The organism is Rhodospirillaceae bacterium (assembly GCA_040219235.1).
Classification (GTDB): Bacteria; Pseudomonadota; Alphaproteobacteria; order Rhodospirillales; family Rhodospirillaceae; genus WLXB01.
This window is the reverse complement of sequence record JAVJSV010000011.1, coordinates 894,735-919,551: the sequence shown is the minus strand read 5'-3', so window position 1 is coordinate 919,551 and position 24,817 is coordinate 894,735. Positions and strand designations below refer to the sequence as shown.

Genomic DNA, 24,817 nt, shown 5'->3' with positions numbered 1-24,817 from the left:
CGACTTACCCTCTCATATGAAGAACACAGAGAAGCGTGAACAAACGCCGGGACGTTGCATAGTCAAGACGCACTTGCTCGCCCAAGCGGTCCTGGAGCATTGTCGCCCCTTCGTTGTGTAAAGCACGCCGACCCATATCGATGGCCTCAATCTGAGTAGGCGACATTGTTTTAATCGCGTCAAAGTAAGATTCGCAGATCAAAAAGTAGTCTTTGATCAGAGAACGAAAAGACCTGACGGGCAGAGAAATATCTTTTATTTGCTTTTCTTCAGGTGTCGCAACTGCGAATACTAAACGGTCTTCTGCAAGCGCTAAATTGATATGATAGGGCCCAGGTGACGCGTCTTCGCCAATCAGTTCAAATTGATTGCACTCAAGCAGATCAAACAATGCAACGGCGCGTTCATGTTCAACCTCAGGGCGCCTTCGTAAAAACGAATTCTCGTCCAGCGTCATTTTAAGAATTGAGTTCTGCGATGCGGCAGCAGAGCCAGGGCTTTCCCCTTCCTGGTCGCCGTTGGACCCGGACATCACAATACCTCCCTACCCCAGATTCAGCCGAATAGAGACCGAACGCGCATGCGCAGATAAGTTCTCAGCTTCCGCCATATCCAGCGCACCCTTTCCAATTTCTCGCAAACCATTAGGTGTGCAACCAATCAGAGAGGTTCTTTTCAAGAAATCCATGACGCTGAGCCCGGATGAAAACCGTGCCGTGCCCGACGTTGGCAAAACATGACTGGGTCCAGCAATATAATCACCCACAGCCTCAGGTGTGTGACGTCCTAAGAAAATAGCACCCGCATGGCGAATGGCCTGGGAAAAACTTTCAGGATCCTCGACGGCGAGCTCCAGGTGCTCAGGCGCAATGCGATCCACTAACGACGGAGCATCATGCAAGTCATCCACCACAATAATCGCGCCATGGCGGTTCCAACTCTCACGGGCGATAGCTTGACGCCCTAGCACTTTCAACTGCACTTCAACTTCATTCGCGACCGCTGTGGCAAAGTCCTCATCATCTGTTATCAAAATAGATTGTGAGGAGGCGTCATGTTCAGCCTGCGCCAAGAGATCTGCCGCAATCCACGCTGGGTCGTTTTGACCATCTGCGACAACCGTGACCTCAGAGGGACCCGCAACCATGTCTATCCCAACATGACCAAACACTTGCTTCTTGGCAGAAGCCACATATGCGTTTCCAGGACCAACAATAACGTCTACGGGTTGAATCGTATTCGTGCCGTACGCCAGTGCCGCGATGGCCTGGGCTCCACCTATACGATAGACCTCTGTCACTCCTGCAATACTGCACGCGGCCAGCATCGTAGGCGTAACAACACCATCAGGTGTCGGCAGTGTGACCACCAGCCTCTCGACACCAGCGACACGCGCTGGAACAGCATTCATGAGCACCGATGAAAATAGCGGCGCCGTGCCGCCAGGAACATATAGGCCGGCAGCCTGCACCGGTGTCCAGCGGTATCCAAGAGAAACGCCCTCACTAGCCTCGTAGCGCAAGTCCTTAGGAAGTTGGCGTTCGTGATATGCGCGGATACGGTGCGCCGCCTCTTTCATGGTGGTAACAAGAGAGCGCTCACAAGCAGATACAGCGTCAGATATCTCATCTGCTGTAAACCGCAATTGATCGGCGGCAAGATCGAGGCGATCAAATCGAGCCGTATAGTCAAGTACAGCGGCATCACCGCGGGTTTTTACGTCCGCTAAAATATCGGCGACCACACCATCAACGTCCGCCTGCTCGTCGCGGCTGGTCGAGAGCAAAGCCTGAAAAGCTTGCTCAAATCCTTGATCAGAAGCGTTAAGCCGCTTTGGCATCAACCGCACTCCGAAATTTTTCGATCCAATCATTGATTTCGTCAGATCGTACTTTTAACGCTGTTCGATTAACCACCAGTCGTGACGAGACATTGGCAATGGTTGCCACCTCAACCAGCCCGTTCTCTTTCAGGGTTCGACCTGTGGAGACCAAATCGACAATACGCGGGGTTAAACCCAGCTTGGGTGCAAGTTCCATGGCGCCATTAAGCTTAACGCATTCTGCCTGAATACCTCGCGCCGCAAAATAACGGCTTGTCGTTTCAGGATATTTGGTCGCTATTCTGGCGTGGGATAGACGAGAAACGTCAAAGGTGTCACCCAATTCTGCTGACTGAGCAATGCACAGTCGACACCCCCCAATACCAAGATCAATCGGGGCATAAATCTCTGGATAATCGAACTCCATCAACACGTCGTTTCCGGCAATACCCAACTGCGCAGCACCGAATGCGACAAATGTCGCAACATCAAAAGAGCGTACCCTGATGATCGAAACGTGCTCCAGGCTTGTGGCAAATTGCAATTGGCGCGACTCATCGTCATCGAATGCGGCTTCCGGCTTTATGCCGACAGCATCTAACAAGGGTCTGGCCTCATGCATGATCCGGCCTTTCGGCAGGGCGATGATAAGCGGGTCTTTCGCCATGGCTTCTTTTACCAACGAGTTACGTTTCAAATATGACCGGCGTTTAGCATGTGAGGCCCACCAGGGCTAGGGGTATGCTAGAGTCTGAGGCCGTTAGAGCGCCTAACGATGCTCTGGATTATCGGAATCAAAGCGACAACCTGCATCCCATAAAGATCTTTGATTCCCGTGAGCAGGGACACCACCAGCATCCTTTAATAGGCGGGCAAAATGGATCAGATTCCAAGTCATGAACGTCGTATTGCGGTTGGTAAAGTCATTCTCTGGCCCGCCAGAACTGTCATCCATATAAGAAGGGCCGGGCCCAGCCTCACCCAGCCACCCAGCGTCTGCCTGAGGTGGAATAGCGTATCCTAGGTGCTGTAGTGAGTAGAGGATATTCATAGAACAATGCTTGGCCCCATCCTCATTGCCGGTAATCAAGCAGCCTCCAACTTTACCGTAGTACGCATACTGGCCCTGTGCGTTGAGGTCACCCGATGATGCGTAGAGCCGCTCTATGACCTGAGTGCAGACAGACGTTTTTTCACCAAGCCAGATTGCGGAGCCAATAATGAGGATGTCCGCCATTTTGACTTTCTCATACAAACTTGGCCAGCCGTCCTTATCCCAGCCATGTTCTGTCATGTCTGGATAAATGCCGGTTGCAATGTCATGATCCACAGGACGGATGATTTCAATCGCGATGTTATTCGACTCAAAAATCGCCTTGGAGATCCCAAAAAGCCCCTCCGTGTGAGACAACTGTGGAGACTTCTTAAGGGTGCAGTTGAGAAAAAGCGCCTTGAGGTCCGAGTAGTCTGCGGGTTTCTCGTCGCACCATTTTCGTTGCAGGGCATTCAGCATTTTAAGCTCCTGTTGCTAAGCAGTTTCTAACAGTAGCCTGAACGCTTTAACCTCACAGTGAAAGGGCATCCAGATCACGATCACGCGGTGATATTAAGCAAAGCGCGCTTAGACGCCTTGAATACGTTCAATCCGGGCACCACAGGCCGCGAGCTTTTCTTCAAGCCGCTCATACCCACGATCCAGATGATAGACCCGATTCACAATCGTCTCTCCTTGAGCTGCCAAGCCTGTCAGCACCAGAGATACAGAGGCGCGCAAGTCCGTCGCCATGACGGGCGCACCAGATAAATCAGCACGACCGCGCACAATTGCTGACGCGCCATGAACATTTACATCCGCACCGAACCGGCCCAATTCGGGCACGTGCATGAAACGATTCTCAAAGATTGTTTCTGTCACCATCGCAGCGCCGTCGGCCGTCGTCATAAGCGCCATCCATTGCGCTTGCATATCTGTGGGAAATCCTGGATACGGCTCAGTCATGACATCCACACCTTTGAGATGCTCAGACGCCGTGACTGTAATTGTATCCCCCTCGACCACAACATCCACACCGGTCTGGCGCATAGTCTCCAGTACAGAATCTAAAATATCTGCCCGCGTGTTCGTCAGTTTGATACGGCCCCGCGTAATCGCGGCTGCAAGCGCATATGTGCCGGTCTCAATCCGGTCTGGAACAACAGAGTGCTCAGCCGCATGCAAGCGATCCACACCTTGAACCGTCAAAGTGCCAGACCCCAAGCCAGATATACGTGCGCCCATGGCGATCAGACATTTTGCCAAGTCTGTGATTTCTGGCTCACGGGCTGCGTTTTCGATCACGGTCGTACCGTCTGCCAAACACGCTGCCATAAGCATGTTCTCTGTGCCACCAACGGTGACCATAGGAAACGTAAACCCTGTCCCCTTCAGTCGTTTTTGACCTGCCGGAAGGCGCGCTTCTACATATCCGCCGGTCAGTTCAATTTTCGCACCCAGCGCTTCTAACGCTTTTAAATGCAAGTCCACAGGACGCGTGCCAATCGCGCACCCCCCGGGCAAAGACACCCGCGCACGCCCTTCACGCGCCACCAACGGACCTAACACCAAAACCGACGCTCTCATTTTACGGACAAGATCATAGGGTGCTTCCGTGCTGATAATTGATGACACATGCAACGTCACAGTATGATCATCATCCGCACGTTCAATCGACGCACCATGCTGCTTAAGCAGGTCAGCCATGGTCTTGATATCTGCCAAGGCTGGAACATTCGATAGAACCAGAGGCTCGTCGCTCAGCAGACAGGCCGCCATCAAAGGCAGCGCCGCGTTTTTAGCTCCTGAGATGGCAATTTCCCCGTTCAGCGGAACACCGCCGTATATGCGAATAGCGTCCATGAACTAGACCTTAGCCTCAGTGAGTGTCAGCCGTGTGGCATAACCGCGGCAAAATGCGATCATGCAGCTTATAGTTTTGGCAGGGTCACGCCCTGCTGACCCTGATACTTGCCTTTGCGATCTGCGTAGGACACATCGCATTCTTTTTCAGCTTTCAAAAAGATGAACTGGCATGCCCCTTCATTGGCATAAATGCGGGCTGGTAATGGGGTCGTGTTGGAAAACTCCAGCGTGACATGCCCCTCCCACTCGGGTTCCAAAGGAGTCACGTTAACGATAATCCCGCAGCGGGCGTAGGTGGACTTACCCAAACAAATCACCAGCACGTCACGTGGAATGCGAAACATCTCGACAGTCCGCGCCAATGCAAAACTGTTTGGAGGAATGACACACACATCTGTTTTGCGATCCACAAAACTCTGTGTCGAGAAATCTTTGGGATCTACGAGAGCATTATCAACATTGGTGAAAATTTTAAATTCGTCAGACACCCGGGCGTCATAGCCATAAGAAGACAGTCCGTAAGAAATAACGTCCTCACGATTCAACTGATCTGTAAACGGCTCAATCATGCGCCGCTCGGTGGCCATTTCACGGATCCAGCTGTCAGGCAGTACGGACATGACAGAATTTCCCCCAGGAGTTTTACTTAATGAGTGGCATATCTTGTAGCCTACGGGATAGCCAGCCTCAACCTCTTGCGACTAGTCCGTTTCGGAAAGAGCCGCGTCAATGTTTCCAGTAGTCTCATCAGCCTCGGCTTTCGCCCGGGCCTGCATTTTGCGCCGCTTCAAGTTATCTCTAAGCGCTTGTGCTGAGCGAGCTTTCGCATCGTCAGACCTGCTGGGAGGCTTTTGCTGTTTTGAATCTGCCATCTCACTACCATTACGGGGAACCGTTCAGAAATCAAGGCAGCTGACACTGGCGCTTTTCATAGACTTTTTCGTCATAATACAGCTGATGAAGAACACCAAAGGTTACCGCGACCACGCCAAATCCTTGCCTTGCGCCACATAGGGGCTTGTGGCATGTTCCGCGCCGCTTTGAGAGAGACATAATAAATTAAGTTTGTGCTGCCGTAGCTCAGGGGTAGAGCACTCCCTTGGTAAGGGAGAGGTCCAGGGTTCAATTCCCTGCGGCAGCACCATTTTCATCTAAAGGCGAGCGCTAAGATCAGCGCCTCCTAAGGCGCTTTAGATAGCCTCAATGCCTCATCCATCAAAAACATTGATGTCAAACACGCCCGCAAATGGATGGACGCGTTTAAATTATCCACCAGTTGTGACGTAATAACCGGCACAGACAGGACCAGGTCAACAGCCGCTTTAGCGCGGTCTGCATCCTGCCCAAGAACATCATTATAAGCGCCCAGTTGGGCTGCATTATCCGCATTCGTGGCGTCGAACTGAATTTTGGCTGCACCGGTGACTTCGCCCAAAGCAGCGCTCATCCCCTTTAGGAAATTGCGGATTGAAGGACCATCCCCCCCGACGCCCTCCTTATCCCGGCCCTGGGCGGCATAGGCCAACATAAACTCATAGGCAGACTCGATGCTTTCGACGCAGCCTGCAAAACCAATATCTTCGCTCATTATGGCTTGTCTCCGGCGTCTGTCCACAATGCGGGATCGTGATTTTGTTCAAGTTCACTGCGGGTAATCCAGCCCAGAATCATAGACCGTGTGTAAAACAGCTTCTCTGGCCGGAGACCAAAATAAATGTGCAGCATAATCACTGTGACAAAAACCAACGCAGAAAAACCATGAAGAACGTAGACCCACCCCCAGGTGGCCTGAGACAACAGATACGGGTCTCGCTCCCAAAACGGCGTGTCGATGCGAACCAGCATCAACAACCCAGTAGCGAGCGCTGTTAAACAAAACACAGTGACGGTGCTGTGCATCAGGCGTTGCGCGATGGAGTATTTTCCTGGTTTGGTAAACTGACCGTTTCGTGCGGCCGCAACCGCCTTGAGCAGTTCAACGGGACCGATCCAGATTGACAATAGATTATGCCTCTGAATGGCGCGGTAAATGTGCCAGACAATCGTAATCGTGAGAACAACCCCTGCAACCCAATGGATGAACACCCAGTCAAACTCAATACCGAGAATGGGGCATAACCCGGTTGCCATAAGGGTCAACATGCTGGCCGCCATGGCCCAGTGAAAAAGACGATCTGGCAGACGGTGGCGGATGATGCGGTCAGACGACATGGTATTTAAGAAACCCTAAGTTCAATGGTGAAGAGACCCTAATCGTTATTGTGACAGGGAAAAAGGGGCAAGATGGGTGCCAAGAGCAAGGCATCACCGGCCCAATGGTCGCTGAGTGACGCTAAACACGCTTAAAGCCCTGCGTTGACTTGAAATTTACTACATTTACCGATGACTCTGAGGTATTCAGGACCCTCGTTAAATTGTACATTAATTCTTTGACTTCACGCTTACGACAGACAGGAATGATAGACATGGTGGACACTCCACAGCCAGCTGCAAACGCCGCAGAAAATCAGCCCCTTCACTTCGAAGATGCCCGCGATCCAGTCTCACGCCGCGCTTTTATCAAAAGCGTTATCGCAACGGGCGCTGTTGCCTCAGCTGGCGGCTTCATGATGGTTGGGCTGAGCGGCTGTTCTGATGATACTACGCCAGCTGCTGGATCTGTCGAGCGTTTGGTAACGTTGAATGTAAACGGCAAAAGTCGCCCAGTCGATGTGCTGCCGAATGAAACCCTTGCCATGACCTTGCGCTACAAGCTCGGACTCACCGGCACCAAGCTAGCCTGTGACCGTGGTGAGTGTGGGGCCTGCACCGTGCTGATTGACGATGTCACACACAACTCATGCTCCACGCTGACCCACAGTGTCCGTGGACGCGAAGTTACAACAATTGAAGGACTTGAGGCAGAAGACGGAACGCTTCATCCGGTTCAGCAAGCCATGATTGATGAATTAGGTCCGCAGTGCGGCTTCTGCACCCCCGGCCAGATCATGTCTGGGGTTGCTCTGCTGAAAACAAATTCCAATCCGACACGGGAAGATGCGCGGCAGGCGTTGGCAGGCAATCTCTGCCGGTGCGGAGCGTACGACCATTATCTTAACTCAGTGATGCGCGCAGCGAAGGTGAGCTAACATGGCCTTTAAACACATTGGTAAAGACTTCACGCCTCCCGATCTTCACGCAAAGGTCACAGGCAAGGCAAAATACGCGGAAGACTTTCGGGCCGAAGGGATGCTCTTTGTTAAGCTGCTCGTCAGTCCAATGCCGCATGCGCGGGTCCTTAACATTGACTCCTCAGAGGCGCTTAAAATGGAAGGTGTCATCGATATTCTAACGGCCGATGACGTGACCAACCCGCCAACACCGCAAAGCCCGATTTTGACCAATCACCCAAAATACGTCGGTGATCCGATTTTGGCCATTGCGGCAGTTGATGAAACAACGGCGTCCAATGCCTTAGAAAAGATCAAGATTGAGTATGAACCGCTGCCATTCTCGATTGATCCGCTTCAGAGCCTGTTCCCTGGCGGACCAGACGCGCACGACGAAGGCAATATCACAGCCCGCAACGAACCTTTTATTGAGCGCATCAAGTGGACGGCCCGCGATTTTGCAGCCGCTGGCGAAGATGAGTTGCCTAAAGGCAAAGCGCGCGACGAATGGGAATATGGCGACGTCGACAGCAACTTTGAAAAAGCGGATCTGGTCCTAGAAGAAACCTTTGTCATTGCTGGCCACCCTCACCAGAGCATGGAACCACGCAGTGCCTTCGCCTATTGGCAGAACGGCAAGTGCTACCTCCACGCCTCGACACAAAGTCATACCTTTACGGTCCCCGGATATGCCAACTACCTTGGCATTGATCCGAAAGACTTGGTGCTGATTGCTGAATATTGCGGCGGGGGCTTCGGCTCTAAGGGTACCGCTTATCCAATCGCGACAATTCCGGCGCATATGTCTAAAAAAACCGGTCGCCCTTGCATGATGCGGATCTCACGCGCCGAGGAATACTACCTTGGCCAACGCAGAAACGGGTTCCAGGGCAGCGTCAAACTTGGCTTCCGCGAAGATGGACGTTTGATCGCAGCAGACATGTATATCGTTCAGCAGAGCGGTGCCAATGATGGCTTCCCGGACTACATGAACGCGGGCGGCGCCTTATCCTTGGTTTACACGCCTGAAGCCATGCGTTGGAAAGGCATTCCGGTTTCCACCAACACGCCGGGCACGACAGCCCAACGTGGCCCTGGACAAAACCAGCTTGCTTGCATCATGGAACCTTTGATGGATAAAGCCGCCAAAGCCATGGGCGTGGACCGGCTTGCTATCCGTGAAATCAACGCCACCACAAATGAAACCACATACGCCAACCAACCACGTAAGGTCTCCAGCGCTTACCTGAGAGAGGCGATCGCCATGGGTGCTGAGCAGTTTGGCTGGGAAGAAAAGAAGGCCGAAAGTGGAAAGCGCAACGGCACTAAGGTTATTGGCATCGGGATCGGACAAGCTTTCCATCCGGCCGGCGCCAGCGGTTTCGATGGACTCATCCGTTTAGCCCCCGATGGCAAAATCCATATTCATACAGGCGTCGGCAATCTCGGCACGTTCTCTTATGCCAGCACAGCACGCGTCGCGGCTGAAGTTCTTGGATGTTCTTGGGACAATTGTGTCATCGAGCGTGGCGACAGCCGCCGTAACTTGCCCTGGAACCTGGGCCAGTTTGGAAGTAACACGTCGTTCACCATGTCACGCACCAATTATGCTGGTGCTATGGATGCGAAGCAAAAGCTTCTGGAAATCGCCGCAAACGACTTCGGTGGTGCTCCTGAAGACTATGATGTGGGTGACGACAAAGTATTCTCCATCGCCAATCCAGAAACACATTTAACATTCGCGCAAGCCGCGCAACGCGCCATCGACCTTGGTGGCAAATTCAGCGGTCAGGAAATGGCTGACGATATCCACCAAATCACTAAAGACTCCGTGATGGCGATGGCTGGCACTGGCTTGATTGGTGTTGCGAAAGATAAAATTCCGTTTGAGCAACTCCCTCCCGCCTTAGCGGTCGGCTTCATGAAAATTGAGCTCGATGTCGAGACCGGCAAATACGAAATCCTCGAATATTCTGGTACTGCTGACTGCGGCACCGTGATTCACCCGAAAGGGCTGTCGCACCAAATCCGCAGCGGGGCGGTGATGGGTATTGGCATGGCTGGACTGGAGCGGATTGTCTACGATCCTCAAAATGGTCTACCCGCTAACGTCGGTTTCTATCAGAATAAGCCACCATCTTATCTTGATGTACCACCAGAGATGGACACTGGGTTTGTTGATAAACCAGACCCCATGAATCCAGTTGGGGCTCGTGGCATCGGCGAACCACTTATGGGCTGTGCCGCTGCAGCATTGCTGAGCGCAATTTCTGATGCTTTGGGCGGTGTATATTTTAACCGCACGCCGATTGTGCCAGATATGATCATCAATGCTTTGGCTGACCGGCCTCAGTCATACAAAAAACTTCAAATCAGCAACCAGTAAGGAGGGCGTAAACATGACCAAAGATATGATGCCGCAGTTTGCGCTGTTCCAACCCACAGACATTGAGAACGCGCTGGAGCTTCTAGAGAAGTATGGCGAAAAAGGCTGGAAGATTGCCGGTGGCCAGGACAGTTACGATTGGTTTAAGGACCGCGCAAAACGCCCTGAAGCGCTGATTGATCTTGGCGGCATTGCCGAGTTGAACGGTATCCGCGAAACCGCAGATGGTATCGAAATTGGAGCCATGACGACGCTCACCGAGATCGAAAACAATCCAATCACTTCAGGGTCTTATAGCCTTCTAGCACACGCTGCTGGTCGCGTGGCCAGCCCTCAAATCCGCAACGCCGGCACCCTAGGCGGCAACCTCTGTCAGGATGCCCGCTGCTGGTACTACCGCGCAGGACTGGATTGCTATCGTGCAGGCGGCAACACCTGTTATGCAGATACGCCAGAAGGTATGAATCGCGAACACTGCTTGTTTGGGGCTTCCCGCTGCGTTGCTGTGACCCCCTCGGATACGGCGGCGGCTGTCGTCGCCCTTGATGCACAAATGGTTATACGTGGACCTGAAGGCGAGCGGGTGGTTCCAGCAGAAGAATTTTTTATCGGCCCAGCCATCAACATTATGCGTATGACGGTGGTACAACCCAATGAAATTCTGACCGCTATTCGTATTCCTGCAAAATGGGCAAGTGCCGCGTTTTATTTTGAAAAAGTGGCCGACAGAAACACGTGGGATTTCCCTCTGGTCAACGTCGCGTCTGCCATCATCATGTCTGGCGGCGTTGTCGAAGATATTCGTATCGTTTGCGCCGGAGTAGAATGTGTCCCGAAACGCATTCGCAGTGCAGAAGAAATCGTGCGCGGCAGTACACCAGATGCAGAAACAGCTGATCTTGCAGGCGGGACCGCCTCAAGAGGCGCGACCCCACTCAACTATAACCACTTCAAAATTCCGTTGATGGAAAACTTAGTGAAGCGTGCCATTCGGAGTGCTGCCTAAATGGAATTGCTACGTTACAGCCGTGATGCTTGGGGACAAACTACTCTTGAAGGCATGTCTTGGGATCTTTTCTGGGTGTTCCTCGGCATCGGTGTAGCCATTATCGTCGGCCACCTGATCTACAAAGCTGTCACAGGCAAGAAAACCACATCTCCATCCTCATAGCGCGTAACGAAACCGAGCTTGAATTAAGGGGGTGTCCGCGGCGCGCAGACACCCCCTTAGTTTTTGAGATATCCGAGCTTCGCTAAATTCTGCGCCAGCTTAGAGGGCACCGTGTCGTTTATGGGGTTCACGTCAAAATCTTCGCCATGCTCGGCAAGCGCCTTGGTCAGATAATCTGACGGCAGATCATCCCAAGATCTGATCTTATAGAATTCAACGTGCCAAATGACTTGTCCAATATCCGGCGTATCCATGCCGATGTTTGGCATAGACGGCATCAAAATCTGACCAGCCCCATGGGCAGGAATCCAGGATTGTTCTGGATCTTGCAGGTCAACCAGTTTGGTAAAGAACGTATTGTCTTGATTATAAGGATTCCGCACCAAAGGCTCCGGCCAGCGCATCTTGGCATGGAAGGACACCGTGTCATCAATCCGGTTTATTTCAACATCATTAATTGAACTGTTGGCGTAAAAGTCGGGAAACGCTTTATCGACAATGTTTAACGTCACGCCATTCACGGCGATCTTCTGACCTTCAGGAACACGGCTCCAGTTAGGCTTGAACGTCACCTCATTGCCCGTCATCGGATTCACAAACCCGTCGATGATATCGTCCGTCTGAAAATCGCTGTAATAGGTCAGCAGCGAATTGTACTTGATAAATTCAGCATCCGAGACTTTCTTCACCCATTGTTGCTCGCAGCCTTTGAAGCGGACCAGTGGAATTGGCGACTCAGGAGCCCTGAAGCCGTAGATAACGCCGCGGGTGCGCCACATCGCCTTTCCATCATCGACCCGGCCTTGTTGCTTCGCGAGCGCGTACACACGCTGCTCAGGTGTCCAGGCGGCAACATCGTCTGGCAACATCGAACCCGGCGCAGCTTGCACCTGTCCCCCAGCGACTCCTAACGCCCCGGCGCCGACAACAGCAGCCCGGCGTGACAGTCCAAATTCAACCATGTTCGCCTCCATCCCTAAAGTGATGATAAGTTAATCTGCGTTCGCCTTCAAAACGAACGTGCGCAGCTCAGCATTAAACCGGTCAGGTAGCTCAACAAAAGGTGAATGCCCTACACCCGGATATATGTTCACATCAGCATGAGGCAAAGCCTTGCTGTAATTTGCGGCCATTTCGACTGAGTCACGAAATGGATCTAGCTCCCCCAGCACGACCAAGAACGGCAATGACAACTGAGACTGAAGGCCCTCGTATGTTGTTATTTCCGCGCCGTCCGGATCTAAGACAGGACCGCTCATCGCTTGCCGTGCATAAGGTGGAGCCATCATGTTCATAACTTCAAAAGCATCAGCCAGCGGACCAGTCATTGGCTTTGCCGTCATCAATCCTGAAAATACCTCCGCCCCAGCGAGATTCTGCTCTATGTCCAAGCTTTGCAACTGGCGCTGACTGGAGCGTGCGGGCGTTTCCTGAGTGGGCAATCCGGCCTCAACCAAACGTCCACGCGCGGCTACCATTGCAATTCCTGCTAAGTCTTGAATACCTAAACAGCGCACATAGTGCATAACCATCAAACCGCCGCGAGACCAGCCCACAAGGACAGGCTTCTGGAGTCCAGTCTCTCGGATCACAGCGGCGATATCCTCGGCCCAGATGCAGGCGCGATTGTAGGAGTCTGCATCCCATGGTTTCCCCGAATTGCCGTGACCGCGTTGATCGAAAGCCACCACATGAAAGTCTTGAGACAGATCGGACTCTAACTGGTGCTTCCAACTTAAGTATCCCTGGCCGTTACCATGAACAAAAAGGATACCTGGGCTTCCAGGCTTGCCCGTTTCCGCGACATTCAGAGGAACACCGTCATAACCATCAATGAGCCGTAAGCGGGGCGCCTCCTTTGCCCAAGGAGAGGAACCGTATGCCAGTAAACTGGACGCAAAAAATGCACCCGCCATCATCTGTCTGAACCATGAGTGTGTCATGGGCTGCGCCTTCTGATTTGCTCGAGATTCACGCGCTGCCCAGTGATCGGTAGATCATCAAGTTTCGAGCTGTAGGCCAACGTGTCAAAATAGGGAAATAAATATAAAGCAGGCGGATTATGATGCAGCGCCGTCACTAACTCTTGCAGCTTCCGCTCCCGCGCAGCGATATCAAATTCAGCGTTGCTCGCCTCAATCAAAGGCAGCATCGCTTCGTCGCAAAAGAAAGCCCCCGCCTTTAAACAAGACGCGGTCTCAATACTACGGATCGCATCACCGTGGATGGAGTTGTTAAAGCTGGTGTCCAGAATATCTGACCCTTGCCAGTCTCCAGAAAAGTACATGCCGAGCCACCGTGTACCGGGAATTGGACTCAATTCAACATCCACGCCAATCGCCGACAAATTTTGCGCCACGACCTGATAAATCAAAGCGGACTCTGGCACCGAGGGATCGCTCCGGACAGTGGCTTTTAACTTCAGGCCATTGCCATATCCAGCTTCCTTGAGAAGCGCACGCGCCGCCACGGGGTCATAAGGGAAATTTGGGAGTCCCGGAACATAGCCAAACACCTCTGATGTCGCCACTTGAGAGACCGGCGCTGTGACTCCGGATAACACGGACTTGGCAATCGCATCGCGGTCCACAGCCATATTCAAAGCCCTCCGAACCCGGATATCAGAAATCGGAGATGTCTTATCAACCTGATGGAAAGCCCACGCCCCAATCGAATACGTTTCACGTGCTAAAGTTTTAAACCCGGCTGCATTTAAGTCCGTCAACAAATCAAGGCTGAGCTTAAACGAGAGATCAATTTGGTCGCTGAGCATGGATTGCGCCCGGCTAACAACATCGCCAACAGCCGTAAAACTAATCTCGTCAAAATCAGCGGCTTTACGCCAGGAGAGGTTATTACGTTCAAAAACAAACCGCCCCGTCGTTTGCCCCCAATCCTTGAGCTTGAATGGGCCTGAGCCAACGGGCTCTAAGGAAAACCCATCTGAACCAACCTCGTTCCAATAGGTCATCGGGATCATGAAAACGAAACTCATGCGTTTCGGTAGAATGGCATCGGGGCGATTCGTATTTATGCGGACTGTGAGATCGTCCACCACCTCAGCGGACTCAATCATTTGTGTCTCGCCAGAAACCAAATACCCCCCTGCCTCAGGGCTTCTTAAAAACGTGAGGACATCAACGACGGATTGAGCCGTCAGAGGCTCGCCATTGGAAAAAACAACATCAGGGCGTAACTCAAACAGCCACGCAGACTCTCCCTCCGACCGCCAGGATAAAGCCAACGCCGGTAAGACAGCGCCCTTATCTCCGATCAACGTCAGGGCATCAAAAAGCACATAGTTTGAGTTGATGGCCCCGACCGGTAGCGAAGAATATGGGTTTCCAAGACCCGGTGGGCGCGCGGGAACGGCAACACGCAGAACATTCGTAGAGTCTTCAGCTGCAACCAGCGCCGCTCCCAATGGGACAACCAAGACGGCCAAGCCTAGGCTTACCAAAAACGTTCTGAAGGCACGTTTCATTTAAAGATTTCTCCGCCTACTGGATGGTGTTGTCGCTAGACCTGAATGTACTCGCCATCCATTTTTTCTTCGTCGGCCAGGGTTTTAGGTTTCGACGACTCTTTATTAAAATCAGGCTGGGCTTTTCCGGGTACAGATAAGGAGCGCGACGAAGCTTCAACAGGTGCGTGAAAAATTCCACGCTCATAATAACTGGACAGTACTTTGCGCAGTGGCTTCATCCCGCGGTACGGATTATCAAGCGGATCGCCTGTGCCAAGGTTATTTTTCAACCCGACTTCCGCGGCGTAGTTGTCGACGTAGACCTCTGGATCATCCCAGATTGGTAGATTGATATGCGGATTAGCCCGGGCGCGACGCAGCGCCAACAGGTCAACTGTACCAGCCAATGTCGCAGCACCCGGCGTATCAAGTTCACCTTGAATCGAGCCGTCAAAGTTCACCATCTTGGTATAGCCGCGCATTTGATTGGTGTGCTCGTACTTCGAGTCCGGGTTGAAATGCTCGCCGCCGGGCAACGGCGACAAAATATAGGCAACGTTTTCAAACGCCCGCGTTTGCCGGGCAATATCCCAGCCGCGCCGACCAGATCCATGGCCCTCGGATGACGGATGGATAATCACTTCGGCACCATTCTTAACTAGCATGCGGGCGATTTCTGGGTGAGCCTGATCGAAGCAAACCATCGTCCCAAGTTTCCCAATGGGCGTATCGACCACAGGAAACAAAAAATCGTATCCATAGGTTTCTAGATATTTGTCATAGATCGTACTTGGAGTGGTGTCCGGCAGAGATCCCCAGACATCTGCACACTGAATTTTGCGATACCGGTGAATCAAATCACCAGAGTCATTAAGAATGAAAGCAGAGTTAAAGACATACCCAGGCAATTTATCATCGATTTCAAATGTCGAGCCAGCCAAATACACTTTATGCTTAAGCGCAAATTCCGAGAGCAACTCCATCTCAGGGCCGGGATACCGGATGGCCAAACGTTGCAACGTTATAGGCGAACGGTAGCCATGCCCCCCTTGGCCGGTCATGAAAAATTCAGACAACGCGACAAGCCGAATATTTGGATTAGACGCTGTTCGCGAGGGCAACTCCAAAGCGCGTTGCACATTTTCCGTGCTCATAGCCCGTACGTCTGATGTTTTTTGAATCATCGTCTTTACAGATTGAACGAGCAATACGTCGTATTCAGTTTCAGCCCCCGTGCCTTGCAGTTTCTTTGCTGTGTTCAGCCGGCTGCGTGCGTCTGCAATCCACGATTCAGCACCTTTCGGCTCTGCCGGTTTTGTATCTTTTTTATTGATGAGTTTTTTATATCCATCCGCAAAAAGGTTCGCGCGTAGATGTAGAGGCGCAATACCAAAGATCGCGGCGCGCTTGCGACGCAGCTTGTCGACATAAACATCAACTCTGATAAAATCCTCGTCGGCCTTCGCAGTAATTTGTTTACCATTCCAATCCGATAATCCGCTGACCCCAGGATAGGACACAGACGCACCATTGATGCCTCGCGTAAGGGCCGATGACGCCGCCACAAAGGCTGCATTCTCAAAAGCACGGGCAGCTCTTGCCAATTGACGTGCCTCGAACAAATCATCGCCAAGCTCTGCTGTTGGATTCAGAATGATCTCTGCGCCCTGCCAGACGAGACTGCGGGCATAATGTGGAAACAAAATATCCTCTCCAGGAAGGATGCCAACCTGGCCAATGGGTGTTGCCGCAGACGCAAACGTTTTCGGCTTACCAACCGCACTAGTCTGTTCTGCCGCGAGGCCATTGACCAATTCCGGCGATACTTTCTCTGTCTCTAACAAGACCTCACCAGAGGCGCTGATTAAGAAGCCAATCGTTATCGGGCCGCCAGCAACGCTGCACGCAAGCGTCGCTGAGCCAGCCAGGAAAACGCCTTTTTCAGCCGCCAAATCTGCAAGAGCCTTTAAAGCATGGACACGGTCAGCGGCGCCTGCACTTGCTGGGGCATGAGGCAGCAGCACAACTGGCTCGCTCGGTCCAGTCACTTCGAAACGCTGCGCAGTCGCCCGAATCGTTTCAATATGCTCTGCTAGGGTGCTTATGCTGTCTGGAGACCATGATTTCTGGGAGATATAGAGCATCGCAGTTCACTTTCGAAATTATCGGGCTTATCGCCTGAGTGGCTGGAATCTATCCAGAATATTACCACCTACATCATAGGAGCGTTATGATGAGGACGATGCCACTGAGCGCAAACGAAGATCGAAACTTGATCGCCAACCGAGCGCAAACTTGTTCAGTAAAGGACTCGTATTTTGCCGTCAGCCCCCTTTTTTGCTACCAACGGGCAACTCAAAAGCTGATTTTTTCCACGAAAGCGACCGTTTATGACCAACGCCATTGATCTCATCATAGCGCCCCGTAAGAAGGATATTGGCAGTTTTGAAGTGCGCCGGGCCCTGCCCTACGCAAAGCGTCGCTTGGTCGGCCCATTTATCTTTTTTGACCATATGGGGCCTGCCACTTTTGCACCTGGCAAAGGCATCGACGTGCGACCTCACCCCCATATCGGACTGGCGACTGTAACGTTCTTATTTGAGGGCGAAATTCACCACCGCGACAGTCTCGGATTCCACCAACCGATCCGCCCCGGTGATGTGAACTGGATGACCGCAGGCCGCGGCATTGTTCATTCGGAACGCACAGGACCTGAAACACGCGCGGCAGGCCACACGTTGCATGGCATACAAACCTGGATCGCCCTTCCAATAGCGCATGAAGAGACAGCCCCTGCTTTTTATCATCACCCCAAAGACACATTGCCTGTGATCACCCGCGAAGGGGCATCCTTAAGCCTTATCGCAGGAACTGCTTACGGCGAAGAGTCGCCGGTGAAGACGTTCTCCCCGATGTGCTACCTGGGCGGCAGCTTAGAAAGCGGTGCGGACTTAGAAATCCCCGACGCGCATGAAGAACGTGCTGTCTATATTGTTGATGGCGCGGCCTCACTCAACGGCCATGAACTCAGTGAGGGCGAGATGGCCGTTTTGGTTCCGGGCGTATCCTGCCGGATTAAATCAGACGCTGGCGCACGAATCATGCTGGTCGGCGGCGCACCTATGGATGGTGACCGCTTGATTTGGTGGAATCTTGTAGCCAGCGACCAAGCCCTGATCGACCGTGCAAAGGCGGAATGGAAAAATGGCGAATTTGCAAAAGTTGTCGATGATGATGAAGAGTACATTCCACTGCCAGAGAATTAGACCGATCATGATGCGATTCATGCACCTCTCTGTGATCTCAGTCATAATCACCATTAGCATACTACTGGCAATAACTCCCAGTTCAGCGCAAGAAACTAACCAAGAACCAATCGTGCGTTTCATCGGCGGCACCACCGGTATCCCAGAAGGCACGGCCGGTTACAAAAAATGGATGATGTATCGCGACCGCGTGGCAGAATTGTCAGGTGGCGAAGTTCAACTGACCCCAATGGTCAGTGGGGAACTCGGATCAGAGGAGAACATCCTCAACGGTCTACGGCGCGGCCGCATACAGGTGGCGAACCTCTCGGGTTTGGTGATTGGCTCCCTTTTGCCAGAGGCCGCATTATTGCAAGCGCCTTACCTATTCGACAGTACTGCCCAGGCGGATTACGTATACGATACGGTTCTGTCTGATATTTTTTCTGATCTCCTTGCCCCTTATGGATTATCGTTTTTATCTTGGGATGAGGTCGGGTTCCATCATGTTTACGCCAAAGCCCCTGTCATCACGCCTATGGATATGAAAGGCGTTAGATTCCGGGTTTCTTCAGGCATCGCCGCACGGCTCTTTGCCGAGGCCATTTCAGCGGATGTTATTCCGTTATCGTTTAATGAGAATATCATTGGATTGCAGACGGGCTTGGTTGATGCCGGTGCAAATGCAACGATTCTTTACGCTGGAACGGGCATAGCGGAAGAAGCGCCGTACCTGACCCTCACCGGCCATATGCTGGCGATCAATTTCATGGTCACGAGCACGTCTTGGCTCGAAAGCCTGTCACCAGAACATCAGGCTGTGGTACTTGAAGGCTGGCTCCCGATAGACCAGGCCCGCGCGATGTCGCGAGCCGAAGAAGCAGATTTTATGGTCCGTACAGATCAGATAGGATTTACAGTCCAGACGCTAAGCCCAAAACAGCTTGAGTCTTGGGTGAGAACCGCCCAACCAGTCATGCAAACACTGATCAAGTCTATTGGTGGTGAGTCTCAGACCATTTTTGATGCGATCCAGGCCGCAAAAATAAAATTTGCGGCTGAATCTTCAGTCGAAAGATGAGAATGAGCCCATCATATCTGCATCCACAGCATGGTAGATTTTCCCAACCGTCGCTGGATCATCGAGGCACTTCACAATAAGAGCGGCCAACTCACTGCGACTGATACGGCCCATTGTAGTGTGATCTTCTGAAAGAAGTCCGTTGCCGGTTGCAGGACCATCAGGTAATTGACCAGGGCGCAAGATGGTCCACTCTAAACCACTCACTTTCAGAGCATTCTCCGCAATCGTTTTTGCGTCCAAAGATGGTTTTAAGAAGTTGCGGGCGCCTTCCTGAAGCACATTTTCGGTGCCCCCTGCTCCAATGGCAGTGACCATCACCAAGCGTTTGACGCCGGCTTTTTCAGCCGCCGCAAAAACATTGCCATTGCCGATGCTATCCACCTCGGTGTTACGGACGCCTCCACCAAGAGTCGTCACAACCGCGTCAAACGCCTGCCCGGCAAAAGCGGCCTTCACAGAGTCTGCATCCAGAGCATCGCCATAAACCAACGGCACGCCCAAGGCTTGCAGCGCGTCTAAATCTGAATTCTCTCTTACGAAAGCCGTGACATTATCCCCGCGCGCAACCAGAATTTTTGCCGTTTCCAATCCGGTGTTACGGGTTGCGCCAAAAATCAATATGTCTTTTGCAAACGCATCGCTGGTAAATATGACCAAAGACAAAAACACCAAGGTGAGGACTCTCATCGACTTTTACTCCCTTACGCCTACAGCCGTATCATTCGTGTCTGTCGGCGCGACAAATATACCCTGCTCAATATAAGTCTGGATAACCTTCTTAACCTCAACACCCCCCAAATAGGGATTTCCCAGCGGGTCATCGGGCCACAAGTTATTTGGGAGGCCGCGCGAAGCTTTGCCATATTCCGCGGCATAAACAACGGCATCATCCCAGAGCGCCACATTGGCCTGAAGATCGGCGCGGGCCGCGCGCAAAGCGCCAAGATTAATGACTCCCCCGAGCGGCACTTGACCGGCGGTGTCAGCCACCGCTTGCACTGAACCATCAAAATTAATGATCTTCGAATAGCCGCGCGCGCGCGCACTTGGAACGCTGCAACCTGGCAGGAAATATTCGCCGCCATGCCCACACGACAACACATAGGCGACGTTCTCAAACGCGCGCATACGACGGGCAGCATCCCAACCTTTGCGATGTGCGCCATGGGGTTCTGAGGTCGGATGTAGAATGACTTCCGCACCACGCCTGGCTAACGCTCGATAGGTCTCTGGAAAATTATTGTCAAAACAGATGGCTGTGCCAAGCCGCCCGATCGGCGTTTTGGCCACAGGAAAAAGATACTCGTAGCCGTACTTATCGACATACTGGTCAAATACGCTACCGGGTGTTGTATCCGGCAGAAACCCCATGGCATCGCCACAATGTATTTTGCGATACCGGTGAATCAGGTTGCCTGCTGGATCATAAATGAATGCCGTGTTGAAGAAACGGTCTGGCCACTCCGGGTCGTACTCAAACACACCGCCTGAGACGTAAGTACCTGTTTCCTGCGCAAAGGCCGCGATTTGATCCATTTCCGGCCCTGGAAACGTCACACCAATTTTATCTGCTATGTGACCGAGCTTCTGCCCAAGCGGACTGACAGGGCCCGTCAGAAAGAACTCAGGGAACACCACCAGCTTCAAGTTTGGCGCACGTGCACCATAATTTCGCACCAGATCAAACGCATCATCCAAATTAAGTTGGCGTCGCTCAACCAACTCGTCCGGCGTATTTGACTGATACACAACATGCTGGCCCAACAAGGCACCATACGTCGTTGTCTCTTCTGTGAGACAAGACCTGACTTGAGCTGCAGCGCGCGTTTGACCTTGCTCAATCCAAGCCTTTCGAGTACTTGGAGAAAGCTTAGGGTCTGAGGCTTCAGCTTTATATCCCGGCGCATACAAGTTCATGCGAACGATAGCCGCGAAGTTGAGCGGTGGTGCCGCCCGTTTGCGGCGAAGCCCACCAATATCAATGTCGGCGCGCACATAGGATTCTTCGCCCTGCACAGCCAACGGATCACCTTGGGGGGCATAAAGAGCTGTTGCGGGAGGCAACCGCACCGATGCCCCATCTCGTGTGACTGAAGTTGGCGAGGCTGAGGCCAAGTACAATACGTTCTCATAAGCCCGCGCCACACGCGCCACCGTCCGGCTTTCAAATTGCGGGTCTGAGCGCTCGCGCCAAGGATTTAAAATGATCTCCGCGCCCTGCACCATCATCGACCGCACGACATGGGGCGCGAGAACATCTTCGCCACACAGCATTCCCATTTGACCCAAAGATGTCTTAGCAATCTGGAAAACTGCCGGTTGAAAGGTATCTGCAGTGGTGTCCGTAAAGCCTTCAACGATATCGGGTAAAACTTTGGGCGCTCTGATGAGGACTTGGCCCTCTGGGTCAATCAGAAAGCCAACGGTGCGCGTCACAACTTCTCCAGTAGCGACGACATAACTGGATGCGCCCAGATAGACTTGGTGTGCCTTTGCGAGTTCGCTTAAAGCCGCGATCACATCAGCTTCACTCGGCGCCTCATGCTCCCCACCATCGCCATGCGGCAATAACGCCAGATGTGGCCCGGCCTTGGTCTGGGCCCGTATCGCCTGACGGAGCGCCGCGTCTGCTCCGTCTAAGGTGCCAACCGACCAAGGGGTTTGTAGCAAAAACATCCGATCCCGTCGCCGAGCTATCGAAACTCAGATCTATTCTTCTTCAGGCATAGGAAGTGCCGGGTCGATCGCATACAGCACTTTACCAATGGTCGAATCATCGTTGAGCATCTCGACAACCAACCGCCCGAGTTCTTGGCGGTCAATCGACCCCATGCGCTCTTCTTCTTGGTAAATCCCCGTGCCGGTCGCTTCGCCACGACGTAAGCCACCAGGACGGACAATGGTGTAATCAAGACCGCTGTTCATCAGATCATCTTCCGCCAAGGTTTTAAGATAAAACACTTCAGCCATGAAATTTGCGCCTGGACCAGGAGGCTCACGGGTGTCACCGACTCCGATAGAGCTGATTTGAACCACTCGTTTTGCACCGGCAGCTTTTGCGGCAGCTGTGATGTTCTTGTTGCCATCAAGGTCCGGACGCGGTTCGCCGCGCCGCCCACCCAAAGAACTGATGACGGTCTTATAGGACCCTGTTGCGAAGGCTGCAGCCACATCATCAGCAACCAGCGCATCACCGACGACGGTGGTGACACCAAGTGGCTCAAGCGCGGACGTATCAGATGTCGGCCGAATGAACACGGTCACTGGCACGTCCTGCGCCCGCAAAACCTGGACAGCGGCAAGACCTGTGCCGCTTGTGCCTCCAAAAACGAGAACCGGGCCTTCGACGGCGAAAGCCACTGTGCTTGCAACTAAAGAACTGAGCGCCGCAACGAAGGCCAAGCTTAGTTTTCTAACAATCATGTGTCGTCTCCAATATGGCATTGATCTAACGTTAAGTATGACACGTTCGACGCAGGAACAGAGTCTCAATTATTCCTCAGCTTCCGTTAAACAACGGCTTGCATAGACTGGTCTATGGCCACCGTATTGGCGGAATTCTCGGATGGAATGTAAACCTTGTCGCGTTGATAAATGTTGATCATCCGTTTGATTTCGGCTGCATCTTCGTAAGGGTTTACATTGGGATCCCCAGTCCAAACATCATTGGCGATACCTCGTTCAGCGGCATATTTGTGGGCATAAACGATGGGGTTATCCCACGCTGCCAGATTGGATTTGATGTCCGCCCGCGCCCGGCGCAGTGCCAGCATATCGATGGACCCCACCAGAGGAACGGCCCCAGGACCATCAGCAATGCATTGCAATGATCCATCATAGTTAACGACCTTCGAGTAGCCACGCTGCATAGCGCCCGGGAAGGACAACCCGCCCCCGCGGAACTCGCCGCCATGTCCCGCGGTCAGAAGATAAGCTGTGTTTTCGAAGGCTCGGACGTGGCGCGCAATATCCCAGCCACGTCGCCGCACGTTGTGGGGTTCCGATGTGGGATGAATAATCACCTCGGCACCCCGCTTGACCATGGCGCGATGGGTCTCACCAAAGTTCATATCGAAGCAAATGACCGTGCAAAGTTTCCCAAGCGGCGTGTCGGCCACGGGGAACAGATGATCGTAGCCGTAGCGATCTACATATTCGCTATACACACTGCCCGGTGTTGTATCGGGCAAACGTCCAAACACATCGGCACAATGGATTTTGCGATAGAGGTGAACCAGGTTGCCGTTGTCATCGAAAATGAAAGCGGAGTTAAAGAACCGCTCCGGCCATTTTGGATCGTATTCAAATACGCCACCAGAAACGTAGGTGTTGTTATCCTGGGCAAACTTGGCCAGTTGATCGGCTTCTGGCCCCGGGAAGGAGATACCAATCTTGTCGGCAATATGCCCGGACCGGCTGCCCAACTGGCTGACGGCCCCGGTCAGAAAGAATTCCGGGAAGACAACCAGCTTCACTCCTGGGGATTTGGCAAACGGCCCTGCGACATAAAGTGCATTGTCTAGGTTACGCTGGCGGTACTCGATCAAGTTGGATGGATTGGTCGTAACATGCGTGACAGTCTGCCCAAGAAGGACGTCATAGCGATCCATGCGGTCTTTAGCATCTCGGGCAGGATTAGCGGCAGGGGCCACTTTTTCCTGACCTGTGCTGATCCATTCGTTGCGAGACTGAGGTGATGGCGGCGCATTGGAACCCTCTTGCGCATACCCATGTGCATACAAGCGCATGCGAACAATGGCCGGCATGTTGCCCATGGGCTCTTCGCGGCGGCGGCGCAGACTCTGAATATCGATATCTCCTAGGAGGAAGGACTCATCCGAAGTTGCTCGTATCTCTGTGCCCCACATTTCCGCCAACGCCGTAGCGGTCGGCAATTTGGTCGTGGCACCGTCAATCGCAACCGCACTTGGCGAGGCGACGGCGACATAGGCGAGGTTTTCATAGGAGCGCGCTTGCCGGGCTTTCTGCCGAATCTCGAAATGCTTGTCTGTCCGTTCGCGGCTTGGATTGAGGATCACTTCCGCGCCACTTGTGACCAGCGACCGCACAATATGCGGAGAGAGAATATCTTCTCCACAGAGAATGCCAACCTGGCCTTCCGCTGTCATCGCGACAGGAAAGTCTGCCGGATGTGAGGTACCCGCGGTTGTATCCGTAAAACCTTCAACGAGATCAGGCATGATCTTTGGCATACGCAACAGCAACTCGCCGTCAGGGCCTGCCAAATAGCCAATCGTTTGCACGAGGCCCGAATCTGTTTTGACATAGGCCGATCCGCACAGGGAAACACCATGCGCCTTGGCAAGACTAATAAGCGCTGTTTTCACGTCGTCTTCGGCGCAAGCCTCAGCGGCACTGCCATCGGCATGGGGCAGCAGAACCAAGGCGCCCTCTGGTTCAACGAGGGTGGCGAGCGCTTGAGTAATAACCGCAGCCACAGCTTGGTCGAGGGTCGTTGGTGTCCAAGGGGTTTGCACTAAAATCATACTAAAATCGTCCTGCTGCTAGGGGGAACTGCGCGTTGATTGAATATGCTGCAGCCTTGCCGAGGGGCTCTGTAAGAGCCTAGAACAG

23 protein-coding genes and 1 tRNA gene are annotated in these 24,817 nt (G+C 52.8%); 7 read left to right on the top strand and 17 right to left on the bottom strand.

Translation table 11 applies throughout. The features are described from left to right. Positions 1-4: 4 nt before the first annotated feature. The 7 genes from RIC29_08280 to RIC29_08250 all read right to left on the bottom strand — a co-directional run bounded on the left by RIC29_08280 (position 5) and on the right by RIC29_08250 (position 5,593). Entirely contained in the window at positions 5-532 is a 528-nt protein-coding gene (locus tag RIC29_08280) for a UPF0262 family protein (protein ID MEQ8734907.1), read from the bottom strand. 12 nt (positions 533-544) lie between these two features. After that, a complete protein-coding gene (gene hisD / locus RIC29_08275; protein MEQ8734906.1) occupies positions 545-1,840 on the bottom strand; it encodes a histidinol dehydrogenase in 1,296 nt (431 codons plus the stop codon). After that, positions 1,824-2,489, bottom strand: a complete 666-nt coding sequence (hisG, locus tag RIC29_08270) for an ATP phosphoribosyltransferase (protein ID MEQ8734905.1) — start codon at positions 2,487-2,489, stop codon at positions 1,824-1,826. The genes hisD and hisG overlap by 17 nt, the downstream gene beginning before the upstream one ends. 102 nt (positions 2,490-2,591) lie before the next feature. Further along, complete coding sequence (locus tag RIC29_08265) at positions 2,592-3,335, bottom strand: NAD(P)H-dependent oxidoreductase (protein MEQ8734904.1); 744 nt, start codon at positions 3,333-3,335, stop codon at positions 2,592-2,594. A 108-nt stretch (positions 3,336-3,443) separates the two neighbouring features. After that, entirely contained in the window at positions 3,444-4,718 is a 1,275-nt protein-coding gene (gene murA / locus RIC29_08260) for a UDP-N-acetylglucosamine 1-carboxyvinyltransferase (protein ID MEQ8734903.1), read from the bottom strand. A gap of 68 nt (positions 4,719-4,786) precedes the next feature. Beyond that, the gene (dcd, locus tag RIC29_08255; GenBank protein MEQ8734902.1) at positions 4,787-5,341 is read right to left on the bottom strand and encodes a dCTP deaminase; all 555 of its coding nucleotides are present in this window, start codon (positions 5,339-5,341) and stop codon (positions 4,787-4,789) included. Between the two features lie 81 nt (positions 5,342-5,422). After that, entirely contained in the window at positions 5,423-5,593 is a 171-nt protein-coding gene (locus RIC29_08250; GenBank protein MEQ8734901.1) for a hypothetical protein, read from the bottom strand. 197 nt (positions 5,594-5,790) lie between these two features. Here RIC29_08250 and RIC29_08245 point away from each other — a divergent pair. Beyond that, positions 5,791-5,865 (top strand) — tRNA-Thr (locus RIC29_08245). Positions 5,866-5,901: 36 nt separating this feature from the next. Here the strand turns inward: RIC29_08245 and RIC29_08240 are convergent. Both RIC29_08240 and RIC29_08235 read right to left on the bottom strand, forming a co-directional pair. Next, complete coding sequence (locus RIC29_08240; GenBank protein ID MEQ8734900.1) at positions 5,902-6,309, bottom strand: hypothetical protein; 408 nt, start codon at positions 6,307-6,309, stop codon at positions 5,902-5,904. After that, positions 6,309-6,932, bottom strand: a complete 624-nt coding sequence (locus RIC29_08235; protein MEQ8734899.1) for a cytochrome b/b6 domain-containing protein — start codon at positions 6,930-6,932, stop codon at positions 6,309-6,311. The genes RIC29_08240 and RIC29_08235 overlap by 1 nt, the downstream gene beginning before the upstream one ends. Positions 6,933-7,186: 254 nt before the next feature. On the opposite strand from RIC29_08235, the gene RIC29_08230 reads away from it, so the two are divergent. From RIC29_08230 to RIC29_08215, 4 genes are read left to right on the top strand one after another with little or no spacing between them, the layout of a single operon-like run. Continuing rightward, a complete protein-coding gene (locus RIC29_08230; protein ID MEQ8734898.1) occupies positions 7,187-7,849 on the top strand; it encodes a (2Fe-2S)-binding protein in 663 nt (220 codons plus the stop codon). Position 7,850: 1 nt separating this feature from the next. Further along, a complete protein-coding gene (locus tag RIC29_08225; GenBank protein MEQ8734897.1) occupies positions 7,851-10,256 on the top strand; it encodes a xanthine dehydrogenase family protein molybdopterin-binding subunit in 2,406 nt (801 codons plus the stop codon). 13 nt (positions 10,257-10,269) lie between these two features. Continuing rightward, on the top strand, positions 10,270-11,262 hold the full coding sequence (locus RIC29_08220) for a xanthine dehydrogenase family protein subunit M (GenBank protein ID MEQ8734896.1): 993 nt from the start codon (positions 10,270-10,272) through the stop codon (positions 11,260-11,262). Continuing rightward, on the top strand, positions 11,263-11,427 hold the full coding sequence (locus tag RIC29_08215; GenBank protein MEQ8734895.1) for a hypothetical protein: 165 nt from the start codon (positions 11,263-11,265) through the stop codon (positions 11,425-11,427). 56 nt (positions 11,428-11,483) lie between these two features. On the opposite strand, the gene RIC29_08210 is transcribed toward RIC29_08215, so the two are convergent. Genes RIC29_08210 through RIC29_08195 form a run of 4 tightly spaced genes read right to left on the bottom strand, consistent with a single transcriptional unit; the run spans position 11,484 to position 17,037 of the window. Then, positions 11,484-12,389: a hypothetical protein gene (locus RIC29_08210; protein MEQ8734894.1), complete on the bottom strand. Its 906-nt coding sequence runs from the start codon at positions 12,387-12,389 to the stop codon at positions 11,484-11,486. Positions 12,390-12,419: 30 nt separating this feature from the next. Continuing rightward, entirely contained in the window at positions 12,420-13,370 is a 951-nt protein-coding gene (locus RIC29_08205; protein ID MEQ8734893.1) for an alpha/beta hydrolase, read from the bottom strand. Beyond that, on the bottom strand, positions 13,367-14,911 hold the full coding sequence (locus tag RIC29_08200) for an ABC transporter substrate-binding protein (GenBank protein ID MEQ8734892.1): 1,545 nt from the start codon (positions 14,909-14,911) through the stop codon (positions 13,367-13,369). The genes RIC29_08205 and RIC29_08200 overlap by 4 nt, the downstream gene beginning before the upstream one ends. A 35-nt stretch (positions 14,912-14,946) precedes the next feature. Beyond that, complete coding sequence (locus tag RIC29_08195) at positions 14,947-17,037, bottom strand: nitrilase-related carbon-nitrogen hydrolase (GenBank protein ID MEQ8734891.1); 2,091 nt, start codon at positions 17,035-17,037, stop codon at positions 14,947-14,949. Positions 17,038-17,283: 246 nt separating this feature from the next. Here RIC29_08195 and RIC29_08190 point away from each other — a divergent pair, with 246 nt between their 5' ends. Both RIC29_08190 and RIC29_08185 read left to right on the top strand, forming a co-directional pair. Beyond that, positions 17,284-18,159: a pirin family protein gene (locus RIC29_08190; protein ID MEQ8734890.1), complete on the top strand. Its 876-nt coding sequence runs from the start codon at positions 17,284-17,286 to the stop codon at positions 18,157-18,159. A 112-nt stretch (positions 18,160-18,271) separates the two neighbouring features. Next, the gene (locus RIC29_08185) at positions 18,272-19,219 is read left to right on the top strand and encodes a TRAP transporter substrate-binding protein (GenBank protein MEQ8734889.1); all 948 of its coding nucleotides are present in this window, start codon (positions 18,272-18,274) and stop codon (positions 19,217-19,219) included. On the opposite strand, the gene RIC29_08180 is transcribed toward RIC29_08185, so the two are convergent. From RIC29_08180 to RIC29_08165, 4 genes are all read right to left on the bottom strand, one after another. Continuing rightward, positions 19,205-19,909 (bottom strand): SDR family oxidoreductase, encoded by a 705-nt coding sequence (locus RIC29_08180; protein MEQ8734888.1) that lies wholly within the window; start codon positions 19,907-19,909, stop codon positions 19,205-19,207. The two genes, RIC29_08185 and RIC29_08180, sit on opposite strands and share 15 nt — an antisense overlap. A 6-nt stretch (positions 19,910-19,915) precedes the next feature. After that, on the bottom strand, positions 19,916-21,898 hold the full coding sequence (locus tag RIC29_08175; protein MEQ8734887.1) for a nitrilase-related carbon-nitrogen hydrolase: 1,983 nt from the start codon (positions 21,896-21,898) through the stop codon (positions 19,916-19,918). 33 nt (positions 21,899-21,931) lie between these two features. Then, complete coding sequence (locus RIC29_08170; GenBank protein MEQ8734886.1) at positions 21,932-22,645, bottom strand: NAD(P)H-binding protein; 714 nt, start codon at positions 22,643-22,645, stop codon at positions 21,932-21,934. Between the two features lie 86 nt (positions 22,646-22,731). Then, positions 22,732-24,729 carry a nitrilase-related carbon-nitrogen hydrolase gene (locus tag RIC29_08165; GenBank protein MEQ8734885.1) on the bottom strand — a complete coding sequence of 666 codons (1,998 nt, stop codon included), beginning with the start codon at positions 24,727-24,729 and terminating at the stop codon, positions 22,732-22,734. Positions 24,730-24,817: the final 88 nt, after the last annotated feature.